The sequence below is a fragment of the Streptomyces sp. JK94 genome, assembly GCF_053613315.1.
The window spans coordinates 582,046-595,092 of record NZ_JBSICH010000001.1; the positions used below are offsets into that span (position 1 = coordinate 582,046).

Below are 13,047 nucleotides of genomic sequence, written 5' to 3' on the forward strand. Positions count from 1 at the left end.
CCGGCTCCGTTTCGTTGCTCCGTCTGTCTGGTCCGCCGGCCGGCCGGTGGGGCCGTCGGCTCGACTGAGCAAACGCTCAGTCGGTCGCCGATTGTTCCAGACGGACGACGACGGACTTGCTGGCCGGGGTGTTGCTGGTGTCCGCGGTGGCGTCCAGCGGCACCAGGACGTTGGTCTCCGGGTAGTACGCCGCCGCGCAGCCCCGGGCCGTCGGGTAGTGCACGACACGGAAGCCGGGAGCCCGCCGCTCCACCCCGTCCTTCCACTCGCCGACCAGGTCGACGTACGCACCGTCCGGGATGTTCAGCCTGCCGGCGTCCTCCGGGTTGACCAGGACGACCCGGCGGCCGTTCCTGATGCCCCGGTAGCGGTCGTCCAGGCCGTAGATCGTGGTGTTGTACTGGTCGTGCGAGCGCAGCGTCTGGAGCAGCAGCCGTCCCTCGGGCAGTTCGGGGTACTCGACCGGTGCGGCGGTGAAGTTGGCCTTGCCGGTGGCCGTCGGGAAGCGGCGCTCGTCCCGCGGGGCGTGCGGGAGGGCGAAGCCTCCGGGACGGGCCACGCGCGCGTTGAAGTCCTCGAAGCCGGGGATCACGCGCCCGATACGGTCGCGGATCGCCGCGTAGTCCTGCTCGAACTCCTCCCAGGGCGTGACGCTGCCCTCGCCCAGCACGCGGCGTGCCAGCCGGCACACGATCGCCGGCTCGGACAGCAGTTGTGCGCTCGCGGGGTCCAGCCGGCCGCGGGAGGCGTGCACCATACCCATGGAGTCCTCGACGGTGACGAACTGCTCGCCGCCGCCCTGGAGGTCGCGTTCGGTGCGGCCGAGGGTCGGCAGGACGAGTGCGCGCGCGCCCGTGACGACGTGTGAGCGGTTCAGCTTGGTCGAGACGTGCACGGTGAGGCGGGCGCGCCGCATGGCCGCCTCGGTGACCTCCGTGTCGGGGGAGGCGGAGACGAAGTTGCCGCCCATGGCGAAGAAGACCTTCGCCTCCCCGTCGCGCAACGCGCGGATGGCCCGTACGACGTCGTAGCCGTGTTCGCGGGGCGGGGCGAAGCCGAACTCCTTCTCCAGGGCGTCCAGGAACGCGGGCGCGGGGCGCTCGAAGATGCCCATCGTGCGGTCGCCCTGCACGTTGGAGTGGCCGCGCACCGGGCACACGCCCGCGCCCGGGCGGCCGATGTTGCCGCGCAGCAGGAGGAAGTTCACGACCTCGCGGATGGTGGGCACGGAGTGTTTGTGCTGGGTGAGTCCCATCGCCCAGCAGACGATGGTGCGCTTCGACGCGAGCACCATGCGCAGCGCTTCCCCGATCTCCGCGCGGGTGAGGCCGGTCGCCGCGAGTGTCCCGTCCCAGTCGGCGGCGCGGGCGGCCTCGGCGAACTCCTCGAAGCCGTGCGTGTGCTCCCCGACGAACTCCTCGTCGACCGCGCCCTCGGTCTCCAGGATCAGCTTGTTGAGGAGGCGGAACAGGGCCTGGTCGCCGCCGATCCGGATCTGCAGGAACAGGTCCGTGAGCGCGGCGCCCGCGGTGAGCCCCTTGGGGGTCTGCGGGTTCTTGAAGCGCTCCAGGCCGGCCTCGGGCAGCGGGTTGACGCTGATGATCTTCGCGCCGTTCGCCTTGGCCCGCTCCAGGGCGGAGAGCATGCGGGGGTGGTTGGTGCCCGGGTTCTGGCCGGCCACGATGATGAGGTCGGACTTGTGGAGGTCCTCCAGCAGGACGCTGCCCTTGCCGATGCCGATGGTCTCGGACAGGGCCGAGCCGGACGACTCGTGGCACATGTTGGAGCAGTCGGGCAGGTTGTTGGTGCCCAGCTCGCGGGCGAAGAGCTGGTAGAGGAACGCCGCCTCGTTGCTGGTGCGGCCAGAGGTGTAGAAGACCGCCTCGTCGGGCGAGTCCAGCGCGGTGATCTCCTCCGCGACGATGTCGAAGGCGCGCTCCCAGGTGACCGGCTCGTAGTGCTCGCCGCCCTCCGGGAGGTACACCGGGTGCGTGAGCCGTCCCTGCTGGCCCAGCCAGTAGCCGCTGCGGGTGGCGAGGCCGGCGACGGAGTGCGCGGCGAAGAACTCCGGAGTGACCCGGCGCAGGGTGGCCTCCTCGGCCACGGCCTTCGCGCCGTTCTCGCAGAACTCCGCCTTGTGCCGGTGGTCCGGCTCCGGCCAGGCGCAGCCCGGGCAGTCGAAGCCGTCCTTCTGGTTGACGCTCAGCAGCGTCAGCGCCGTCCGCCTCACACCCATCTGCCGCTGGGCGATGCGCAGGGTGTGGCCGATGGCCGGGATGCCCGCCGCCGCGTGCTGCGGCTCCTTGACCTGCGGCGCGTCCTGAACCGGATCACCCTTGGGAGGCTTGGTGGCCATCGCGCGCTCCTTCGCGTACACGTGTGAGGTACGTCTCCGATCCTCGCACGCTCCGGTGACAGGGACGGGGTCCGGGCGGACCGGGGTCTGCAAGCAGTGACTGCGGCGGCCGACGGAGACGGTTCCTGCGCCGCCGGGCTGGAGCTGCCCCCGAGGGGCACGGGGCAGCGCCCTGCCGGGAGCCCGGGGCGCTGCTCTGCCGGGGCCCCGGGGCGGTGTCTGAGGAACGCGGGGCGGTGTCTGAGGAACGCGGGGCGGCGGGCCTCGGAGGGGTGCGGGGCGGTGGCCGACATGCGGCTGTGCCGCGTGGTTGCGACCGGCCGTGCCGCTCGCGGCGCAGGACGGTCGTGTCCGCGCCCGGCGAGCGGGGGACCGAGTGTCAGTGGTCCGTGGCAGGATCGGGGACGTGGCAGAGACAGCAGCGAAGAAGACCGACAGCACCTCCGGCGGCCGTCCGCGCCTGATGCTCATGGACGGGCACTCATTGGCGTACCGCGCGTTCTTCGCGCTGCCCGCGGAGAACTTCACGACCGCGACGGGCCAGCCGACCAACGCGATCTACGGCTTCGCGTCGATGCTGGCCAACACGCTGCGTGACGAGACGCCGACGCACTTCGCGGTGGCGTTCGACGTCTCCCGCAAGACCTGGCGGTCCGAGGAGTTCACCGAGTACAAGGCGAACCGCTCCAAGACCCCGGACGAGTTCAAGGGGCAGGTCGAGCTGATCGGCGAGCTGCTCGACGCCATGCACGTGCAGCGGTTCGCCGTCGAGGGGTTCGAGGCCGACGACGTCATCGCCACCCTCGCCACGCAGGCCGAGGCCGAGGGCTTCGACGTGCTGATCGTCACCGGCGACCGGGACTCCTTCCAGCTGGTCAGCGAGCACACCACGGTCCTGTACCCGACCAAGGGCGTCTCCGAGCTGACCCGCTTCACGCCGGAGAAGGTCTTCGAGAAGTACGGGCTGACTCCCGCCCAGTACCCCGACTTCGCGGCGCTGCGCGGCGACCCGTCCGACAACCTGCCGGGCATCCCGGGCGTCGGTGAGAAGACGGCCGCGAAGTGGATCAACCAGTTCGGGTCCTTCGCGGAGCTGGTCGAGCGCGTGGACGAGGTCAAGGGCAAGGCCGGGCAGAACCTGCGCGACCACCTGGAGTCCGTCAAGCTCAACCGCCGTCTCACCGAGCTGGAGCGGCGGGTCGAGCTGCCGAGGACGGTCACCGACCTGGAGCGGACGGCGTACGACCGCAAGGGCGTCGCGATGATCCTGGACACCCTGGAGATCCGCAACCCGTCCCTGCGGGAGCGGCTCGCCGCCGTCGACCCGGGCGCCGAGGAGGCCGAGGCCGCCCCGGTCGTGGCGGACGGTGTGGAGCTGGACGGCACGGTGCTGGGCACGGGCGAGATCGCCGGCTGGCTCGCCGAGCACGGCACGGGGACCCTCGGCGTCGCCACGGTCGACACCTGGGCGCTGGGCACCGGCTCGGTCGCCGAGGTCGCACTCGCCGCGTCCGGCGGGCCCGCCGCCTGGTTCGACCCGACCGAACTGGACGAGGCCGACGAGACGGCGTTCACGGCTTGGCTGTCCGACGCCGGCCGGCCGAAGGTCTTCCACAACGCCAAGAGCGCCATGCGCGTCTTCGCCGAGCACGGCTGGAGCGTCGCCGGCGTCGGCATGGACACCGCGCTCGCCGCCTACCTGGTCAAGCCGGGCCGGCGCTCCTTCGACCTGGACGCGCTGTCCCTGGAGTACCTGCACCGCGAGCTGGCACCGGCCGCCGCGGCCGACGGCCAGCTGGCCTTCGGCGCGGACGACGGCGCCGAGGCCGAGGCGCTGATGGTGCAGGCCCGCGCGATCCTCGACCTGGGCGAGGCCTTCGAGGGGCGCCTGGCGGACGTCGGCGCCGCGGACCTGCTGCGCGACGTGGAGCTGCCCACCTCCGTGCTGCTGGCCCGCATGGAGCGGCACGGCATCGCGGCCGACCGGGAGCACCTGCAGGCGATGGAGCAGACGTTCGCGGGCGCCGTGCAGCAGGCGGTGAAGGAGGCGCACGCGGCGGCCGGCCGCGAGTTCAACCTGGGATCGCCCAAGCAGCTCCAGGAAGTCCTCTTCGGCGAGCTGAACCTGCCGAAGACCAAGAAGACCAAGACCGGCTTCACCACGGACGCCGACGCCCTGGCCTGGCTGGCGGCCCAGACCGACAACGAACTGCCGGTGATCATGCTGCGTCACCGCGAGCAGGCCAAGCTGCGCGTCACGGTCGAGGGCCTGATCAAGACGATCGCCGCCGACGGCCGCATCCACACCACGTTCAACCAGACGGTTGCCGCGACCGGCCGCCTCTCGTCCACGGACCCGAACCTGCAGAACATCCCGGTCCGCACCGACGAGGGCCGCGCGATCCGGCGCGGGTTCGTCGTCGGCGAGGGCTTCGAGTCCCTGATGACGGCCGACTACAGCCAGATCGAGCTGCGTGTGATGGCCCACCTCTCCGAGGACGCGGGCCTGATCGAGGCGTTCACGTCCGGCGAGGACCTGCACACCACCGCCGCCGCACAGGTCTTCTCCGTCGAGCAGGCCGCGGTCGACGCGGAGATGCGCCGCAAGATCAAGGCCATGTCCTACGGCCTGGCGTACGGCCTGTCGGCCTTCGGCCTCTCCCAGCAGCTGAACATCGAGGCGGCCGAGGCCCGCGGCCTGATGGACGCCTACTTCGAGCGGTTCGGCGGCGTGCGGGACTACCTGCGCCAGGCCGTCGACGAGGCACGGGCGACGGGCTACACGGCGACCCTCTTCGGCCGCCGCCGCTACCTGCCCGACCTCAACAGCGACAACCGCCAGCGCCGCGAGGCGGCCGAGCGCATGGCGCTGAACGCCCCGATCCAGGGCACGGCGGCCGACATCGTCAAGATCGCCATGCTCAACGTCGACAAGGCGCTGCGCGAGGCCGGCCTCAGGTCCCGCATGCTGCTCCAGGTCCACGACGAAATCGTCCTGGAGATCGCCCCCGGCGAACGCGCGACGGCGGAGGAACTCGTCCGCCGCGAAATGGCGGACGCGGTGCGGCTCAGGGTCCCCCTGGGCGTCTCGGTGGGCGTGGGCCCGGACTGGGAGTCGGCCGCGCACTAGCCTCCGGCGGTCGGCGGTCGGCGGTCGGCGGTCGGCGGTCGGCGGTCGGCGGTCGGCGGGCGTGGTCCGGTCTGCCGTGACAGCCGACGCCGCGTAGGGGCCGGGCTTCGTCCCTCTCGGACGATCCCGGTCCCGCCCGGGACCGGGATCGTCCGGCTGAGGCCGGTCCTGCTCTGTCCGGATCGGCTCTTCTCGGTCCGGACCAGCCCTGGCCGCCCCGCCAGCCTGCGAACGCTCGCCGTACCGGGGGCGTCGTCGGCGTCGTCGCCCGTCGTCGATCTCCGGAGTGCGGGAGGCCAGGACGCCGCGTGCCGGGTCCACCCCATGTCCCCGCGGGCGGGGCTGCTCGCCGGAGCACCGTGCCGGGGCGCCCTCGTCCTCCCGCCCGATCGGCGCCTGCACACCCGGCCCGCCCCGCGGGGCCGTCACTCAGGTGGCCCCCGCGAAAGCGCCCCCCGCCCCCGTCTCCCCTGAGGATGCGGGCATGGGTATACGCATGCTCCACCACCGGACGACACCGGCACGGGCAAGCACAGACCGACCCGCCCGCGTGCCACTCCTGCCGGTCCCGGTCACCGCGCCGGGCGCGAGTACCGGCCGCACCCCCACCACCTTCGCGACGACGCTGCGACGCGCCGCGACGCACCTCCGCCGCAGACGCGCCCGGCGAGGCGTCCGGAACGACCGGGACGCGGCCACCGCGACCCCGCGCGCCACCCCCGCGTGGCGGCTGTGGGCCGACCTGGCACGCGGCTACCTGGCGCTCGCCCTCACGCTGCTGCCCCGGACCCGTCCCGCCCGCACCGTCACCGTGTTCGTCGCGAGTGCCGACCCCCTCAGCGCGCGACCCGGCGGTCCGGCTCCGTACCGACCCCTCCCGGGTTTCCGCGAGCCGGGACCGGACGCCACACCCTGACCCCCACGGCGTACAGCAACAGCCCGGGAACGAGCCCCGCACCGGCCCCGAAGCACACGGTCGGGACCAGCTCCCAGGGCTTCGCGACGTCTCCCCAGTAGGCCCACCACCGGGCCGCCCGCTGCGCCGCGCCGGCCGCCGCGCAGCCGCCGAGTACCGCCCCGGCCCACCAGCGGTCCCGTACCGAGAGGACCGGAACTCCCACCGGTGCGGTCCGGGGCGCCCGGCGCAACGCGCGCGTCAGGAACACCGCGATCACGATCGCGGCCACCGCGGAACCGCCGTACTGGAGGTACCAGTACAGCGGCGAGCCCGCGATCTCCCGGCCCAGGACCGGGAACACCCGCATCCCCCAGCGGTCGAGGTGCGTGAACGCGTCCCACACGACGTGCGTCAACGCCCCCAGCACGGCCGACACGTACCACCGCACCACGAGAGACGTCCGCACGCGCGCGCGTGGCGCCCCGCAGCGCAGCAGGGTGGCGGCGCGGCCCTGCCGGGCCCGAGGCAGCAGAGCCACCAGCGGTTCGCGGAGCAGCAGCCACAGCCCCACCAGCGCCCAGGCGATGATCACGTCGACGGTGAAGACGCCCGGGAAGGAGTGCGTGACGTCTCCGAACTCCATCGCCCCGGACAGGAAACTCGCCGCGTAATAGGTGATGTCCGGTGCAAACGATCCCGTCACCAACGCGGCCGGCACCAGGCGCCCCCGGCCGGTCCCGTCGCCGCGCACCGCGGGCAGCACGGCGGCCGCATGACTGAGGGTGAACGGCAACAGAACTCCTCATGTGGCCAACCGGTGAATATCGGGCGCGAACGGGTGCCCGTGCAAAGCAAGGTGTCGTAGGGTCGCCTGCGGCACCGTACTGGTCGAACAGACGAGCACCGCGCGGGGAAGGTTGCGGTGCAGCCTTCGACCCGTACCGATCGTCACAGCAGGGCGGGTACAACGGACTGGCGCATCGGTCGAGGACCGGCGGAGAGGGACGCACGAGCGTCCACGGGGAGGGGTTCACTTCATGGTGGCGCATTTCGACAGGAGGCTCCGCAAGGCGGCGGTCACCACCACCGTGGCGGCGGTCGTGGTCGCGGCCCTGTCCGCGTCCCAGGCCCCCGACGTGACGGCCGACGCCCACGGCAGACAGACCACGGCCGACAACGTCCCCACGTCCGGCACGCCCTCCGGGGAGAGCGCCACCGGTGACTCGCCGTACTACACGGACCTGCCGCCGCTCAACAGCCCCAGCCCCGCACCGACCATCGGCACCCCCGTCTCCCAGGGGCCGGCCGAGGCGGGCATCCCCGCCACCGTCCTCGACGCGTACAAGAGGGCCGAGTCGGAGCTGCGCCAGACCAAGCCGGGCTGCAACCTGCCGTGGCAACTCCTCGCCGCCATCGGCAAGGTGGAGTCGGGGCAGGCGCAGGGCGGCAAGGTCGACGCCCAGGGCAACACCCTCGGCAGGATCATCGGCCCGCAGCTCGACGGCAACGGCTTCGCGCTCATCAAGGACACCGACAACGGCGTCTACGACGGCAACAGCGAGTACGACAATGCCGTCGGCCCCATGCAGTTCATCCCCTCCACGTGGGCGTGGGCGGGCCGCGACGGCAACGCCGACGGCAAGGAAGACCCCAACAACATCTACGACGCCGCGCTCTCCGCCGGCCACTACCTGTGCCGCAACGGCTGGGACCTGTCCGTCCAGGCCGACCTCGACCGCGCGATCCTCAGCTACAACAACTCGCAGGACTACCTGCACACGGTCCTGTCCTGGCTGGAGCACTACCGCAAGGGCACCCACGAGATCCCGGACGGCACCGGCACCCTGCCCGTGGGACGCAGCGACGACGACACCGGCCGGAACGGGAGCAGTCCGTCCCCCGCCGGTACGGGGGCGACCACCGCGCCCACGGCCCCCGGCACGCAGACGCCCGGCTCCGGGGAACCGAAGCCGGACACGCCCGCCGAGCCCTCGGCCCCCGGCTCCCCGGCCACCAAGCCCCCGGCCACCAAGCCCCCGGCCACCAAGCCCCCGGCCACCAAGCCCCCGGCCACCAAGCCCCCGGCCACCCAACCCCCGGCCACCCAACCCCCGGCCGACCCGGAGCCGCCGACCACGACGCCCACCCCGACGGACACGGTGCACCACCTGGAGAACGCCGGCACCACGGGGCTCACCGCGACCGCGGGCGACACCTTCGCCAAGAGGATCAGCACCCGTGCCGAGACCAAGGCCGGCCAGGCCGTCGGCAAGGTGCGTATCCGCTTCACCGTCCTGGGCGACACGGACGCCACCTTCACCGGCGGTGACAAGGTCGCCGCGGTCAGCACCGACGCCTCCGGCGTGGCCGTCGCGCCCGCGCTGGTGGCGGGGGAGAAGACCGGGGAGTTCACCGTCCGCGCCACCGTCGTCGGCCGCGCCGTCGCCGGCCTCGACTACAAGGCCACCGTGACCGAGCCCGTCGCCGACGCCCTCGCCCGCACCGGCGGCACCGTTCCGACGTGCACGCCGGGCGGCGAGTTCGCGGACCGGGTCGAGGTGAAGGCCACGTACGAGGGCGCCGCCGCGGACGGGGTCGCCGTCACCGCCACCCTCGTCAAGTCGGCGCTCGACCCGGCCGAGAACGACGAGGGCCCCTACTTCATGGGCACCGACGGAACGGCCGTCCGCACCCTGACCGGTCTGAAGACGGACGCCCAGGGCCTGCTGACGCTGCCGAAGCTGTACGCGGACGACACCGCCGGCACGTTCACGCTCCGCCTCACCACCGCGGGCGGCGCCGTGCTCGACGTCCGGCTGGAGGTGGCCGCGGCCGACCCGGAGCCGTCACCGGGCCCGTCCACCGCCTCGCCCGACGCCTCGCCCGACGCCTCGCCCAGCCCCTCCACCGAGCCGTCGACCGAGCCGGACGCGTAGGCGCGGCCTCTGCCCGAACGCCCGAGGGGCGCCCCACCGCGGAGGTGGGGCGCCCCTCGGGCGTTCCCCCGCCCCGCCTGCCCCTCGGACGTCACCGGTCCGCGTCGACCGGCGACGGCCCCCCGCCCCGTCCCCCGCCCTCACTTCGCGAGCCGGGCCTTCGTGTACCGCGTCGGCTCGGCCGTGGCCGGGTCCTCGGGCCACGGATGCTTCGGATACCGGCCGCGCAGTTCGGCCCGTACGCCCTGGTAGCCGTCCTTCCAGAAGGAAGCCAGGTCCGCGGTGACCGCGGCCGGGCGGCCGGCGGGGGAGAGGAGATGCACGAGGAGCGGCACCCCGGCGACCTCGGGCGAGCGCTGGAGCCCGAACATCTCCTGCAACTTCACCGCGAGGACCGGCTGCCCGGGGTCCGTGTAGTCGATCCGGATCCTGGACCCACTGGGGACGGCGATCCGTTCCGGGGCCAGCTCGTCCAGCCGTGCCGCCTCCCCGGAGGCCCAGGGCAGCAGGCGTGCCAAGGCCTGACCGGCGTCGACGCGGGCCAGGTCGGCCCGCCGCCGGGCCCGGCTCAGCTCGGGCTCCAGCCACTCGTCCACGCGGGCGTGCAGCGCCTCGTCGGAGACGTCCGGCCAGGGCTCGCCGAGCCGCCGCCGCAGGAAGGCGAGCCGCTTGCGCAGCACGTCCGCGTCGGGCGACCGGCGCAGCAGCCCGAGCCCTTCCCGCCGCAGGCCCTCCAGCAGGGCGTCCCGTACGAGGCCGGGGTCGGCGTCGGCGAGCGGCCGCACCGCGAGTTCCACGGCTCCGAGCCGCTCGACACGCCGGGCCACGACGTCACCGTCCTCCCAGCGCACCTCGTCCCGTTCCTCCAGCAGCGCCCTCGCGGCGTGCCGGGCCGTCGCCTCGTCGACGGCCGCCCCGAGCTGCACGCGTGCGTGCCCCTTCCCCACGGGCCGGTCCGCGACGGCGATGGCGATCCACGGCGCCCCGCGCAGCGCCGACGTCTCCGGCAGTTCGGCCCGGGTCCCGGAGACCATCAGGTACGAGGAGCCGTTCTTCCTGGCCACCCGCTCGGGAAAGGCCAGCGCGGCCACCAGCCCGGCGAGCGAGTCGTCGGTGGCGTCCCCCGCCCGTGCGCCGGTCCGTTCCACGGCGGCCCGCAGCCGCCGCACCTCGGCCCGCCACCGCGCCCCGTAGCCGTCGCCCCCGCGCCGGGCGGCCCGCAGCGCGGCCACGAGGTCCGTCCCGTACTCCCGTGGCGGCTCCTCACTCAGCAGGGCGACCACCTCCGCCGCGGCCCCGGAACTCCCGGAACCGACCGCTCCGGAGCCCCCCGCGTCGAGCAGCGCACGCCCCAGCCGCGGATGCAGTCCCAGCCGGGCCAGTCGCACACCGCGATCGGTCGCCCGCCCCGCGGAGTCCACCGCGCCGACGGCCGCGAGCACCTCCCGCGCCGCCGCCATCGCCCCGCCCGGCGGCGGATCGAGCAGCGCCAGCCCGGCGGCGTCCGGGTCGCCCCAGCAGGCCGCCTGCAGCGCGAACGCCGTCAGGTCGGCCACCTTGATCTCCGGCGCCGGGAACCGCGGCAGACGGGCGTCCTCCGCCTCCGCCCAGCAGCGGTACACCGCCCCCGGTGCCTCACGCCCGGCCCGGCCGGCCCGCTGCCGCGCCGCCGCGCGGGAGGCGCGCACGGTCGTCAGGGCGCTCAGTCCGCGCGCGTGGTCCACCCGCGGCTCCCGCGCCAGCCCCGCGTCCACGACCACCCGCACGCCCGGAACCGTCAGCGACGACTCGGCCACCGAGGTCGCCAGCACCAGCCGGCGCCGTGTCCCGGGCGCCAGCACCGCGTCCTGCACCGCCGCGGGCGCACGCCCGTGCACCTGGAGCACGTCGACGCCCCCGAGATCCCCCAGCTGCCCCGCGACGCGGGATATCTCCCCCACGCCCGGGAGAAAGCACAGCACGTCCCCGTCCCGCTCGGCCAGCGCCCGCCGCGTCACCGACGCCACGTGGGTGAGCAGCGCCGGGTCCACCCGCATCCCGTGCGGCGGCAGTACCGGACGTGCCGGAGGCACCCACACCACCTCCACGGGGTGGGACACGCCCGCCGCCTCGACGACCGGCGCCCCGCCCAGCAACCGGGCCCAGCCCTCCGCGTCGGTCGTCGCCGACGCGGCCACCAGGCGCAGCTCCGGGCGCAGCGTCTGCCGCACGTCCCACAGGAACGCCGCCGTCGTGTCCGCGTCCAGGTGCCGCTCGTGGCACTCGTCGAGCACCACCACGTCGACGCCCGTCAGCTCCTGGTCGCGCTGCAGCCGCTGCAGCAGCACACCGGTCGTGACGACCTCCACGCGCGTGTGCCGCCCGACGAGACGCTCACCGCGCACGCTGAACCCGACGCGCGCGCCGGGCTTCTCGCCCAGCAGCCACGCCATCCGCCGGGCCGCCGCCCGCGCCGCGATCCGCCGCGGCTCGGCCACCACCACGCGCCGCGCGGGACCCTCGCCCAGCAGCCCGGCCAGCGCGAGCGGCACCAGCGTCGTCTTGCCGGTGCCGGGCGGCGCGACCAGCACCGCGGTGCCGTGCCCCGCCAGGGCGTCGTGCAGCGCGGGCAGGGCACCGCGTACGGGAAGGGCGTCCAGGGCGTCGTAACGGATCACGCCCCCAGTGTCGTACGGCTGCGGAGCCGGCCTCCACGCACGCGTGAAGGCCGGGCGCGCACGCGGCCGCCGAGTGGGGGCGGACTCAGTCGCGCTCGCACACGAAGATCGCCGTCCCGGGGATCAGACGCCCGCGCAGCGGCGACCAGCCGCCCCACTCGGAGGTGTTCCACTCCGGCCACTCCGGCTCCACCAGGTCCACCAGCCGCAGCCCCGACGTCACCACGTCCCGGACCCGGTCACCGAGCGTCCTGTGGTGCTCGACGTACACCGCGCGGCCCTCGTCGTCCTGCTCGACGTACGGCGTGCGGTCGAAGTAGGAGCCGGACACCGACAGTCCCTCGGGGCCGGGCTCGTCCGGGAACGCCCAGCGCAGCGGGTGCGTGACGGAGAAGACGAAGCGGCCCCCCGGCCGCAGCACCCGCCGCACCTCCCGCAGCACCAGCCGCGGATCGGCGACGAAGGGGAGCGCCCCGTACGCCGAGCACGCGAGGTCGAAGGAACCGTCCGCGAAGGGCAGCACGGACGCGTCGGCGCAGACCAGGGGGAAGGCGGAGCCGATGCGCAGCGCGTGCTGGAGCTGGCGGTGGGAGAGGTCCAGGGCCACCGGACGGGCGCCCTGGGCGGCCAGCCAGCGCGAGCACTGGGCGGCGCCGGCGCCGATCTCCAGGACGTCCTTGCCCTTCAGGTCCTCCGGCGGGCCGAGCAGCTCGGCCTCCACCTCGTCCAGACCCTCGGGGCACCACACGAAGCGGTCGTCGCCGAGGAAGGTTCCGTGATCGATCTGATACTCGTCCGCGTTGCGGTCCCACCAGCCGCGGTTGGCGCGGGCGCTCTCCGTGACACCGGCGGCACGCCGGGTGGCCTCGGGCTCCGCCGCTTCGGCCTCGGACGCTACGGGCTCTTGGATGACCGTCTCCCTCGTACTAGTCTGCGGGCTCTTCCGTGCCGCTCCTGCCGCCTGTTCCACGTGTCACGCGGAGGACGCGCAGGGGGACGCGTGGCCCCGGGAGCAGCATTTCTGCCGGGCGTGCGGTGATTTGTCCCGGGTGTGCGGCTTCGCGCATTGA

At 74.0% G+C, this 13,047-nt stretch carries 6 protein-coding genes; 2 read left to right on the plus strand and 4 right to left on the minus strand.

From position 1 onward, the window contains the following. Positions 1–76: 76 nt before the first annotated feature. Complete coding sequence (locus ACVV2G_RS02715) at positions 77–2,356, minus strand: FdhF/YdeP family oxidoreductase (protein ID WP_453840911.1); 2,280 nt, start codon at positions 2,354–2,356, stop codon at positions 77–79. Between the two features lie 406 nt (positions 2,357–2,762). On the opposite strand from ACVV2G_RS02715, the gene polA reads away from it, so the two are divergent. Then, positions 2,763–5,486, plus strand: a complete 2,724-nt coding sequence (polA, locus tag ACVV2G_RS02720) for a DNA polymerase I (RefSeq protein ID WP_453840912.1) — start codon at positions 2,763–2,765, stop codon at positions 5,484–5,486. Positions 5,487–6,322: 836 nt separating this feature from the next. Here the strand turns inward: polA and ACVV2G_RS02725 are convergent. Further along, positions 6,323–7,177, minus strand: a complete 855-nt coding sequence (locus tag ACVV2G_RS02725; protein ID WP_453840913.1) for a DUF4184 family protein — start codon at positions 7,175–7,177, stop codon at positions 6,323–6,325. A 244-nt stretch (positions 7,178–7,421) separates the two neighbouring features. On the opposite strand from ACVV2G_RS02725, the gene ACVV2G_RS02730 reads away from it, so the two are divergent. Beyond that, positions 7,422–9,320, plus strand: a complete 1,899-nt coding sequence (locus ACVV2G_RS02730; protein ID WP_453840914.1) for a lytic murein transglycosylase — start codon at positions 7,422–7,424, stop codon at positions 9,318–9,320. A 140-nt stretch (positions 9,321–9,460) separates the two neighbouring features. Here the strand turns inward: ACVV2G_RS02730 and hrpB are convergent, their stop codons facing one another. Both hrpB and ACVV2G_RS02740 read right to left on the minus strand, forming a co-directional pair. Next, positions 9,461–11,977 carry an ATP-dependent helicase HrpB gene (gene hrpB, locus ACVV2G_RS02735; RefSeq protein WP_453840915.1) on the minus strand — a complete coding sequence of 839 codons (2,517 nt, stop codon included), beginning with the start codon at positions 11,975–11,977 and terminating at the stop codon, positions 9,461–9,463. Positions 11,978–12,062: 85 nt separating this feature from the next. Continuing rightward, entirely contained in the window at positions 12,063–12,947 is an 885-nt protein-coding gene (locus ACVV2G_RS02740; RefSeq protein WP_453840916.1) for a class I SAM-dependent methyltransferase, read from the minus strand. Positions 12,948–13,047 lie beyond the last annotated feature (100 nt).

Excerpts from the sequence above, each read along its gene's own strand:
- ACVV2G_RS02715 (WP_453840911.1), bottom strand. The coding sequence starts at position 2,356 with ATGGCCACCAAGCCTCCCAAGGGTGATCCGGTTCAGGACGCGCCGCAG.
- ACVV2G_RS02730 (WP_453840914.1), top strand. The coding sequence starts at position 7,422 with ATGGTGGCGCATTTCGACAGGAGGCTCCGCAAGGCGGCGGTCACCACC.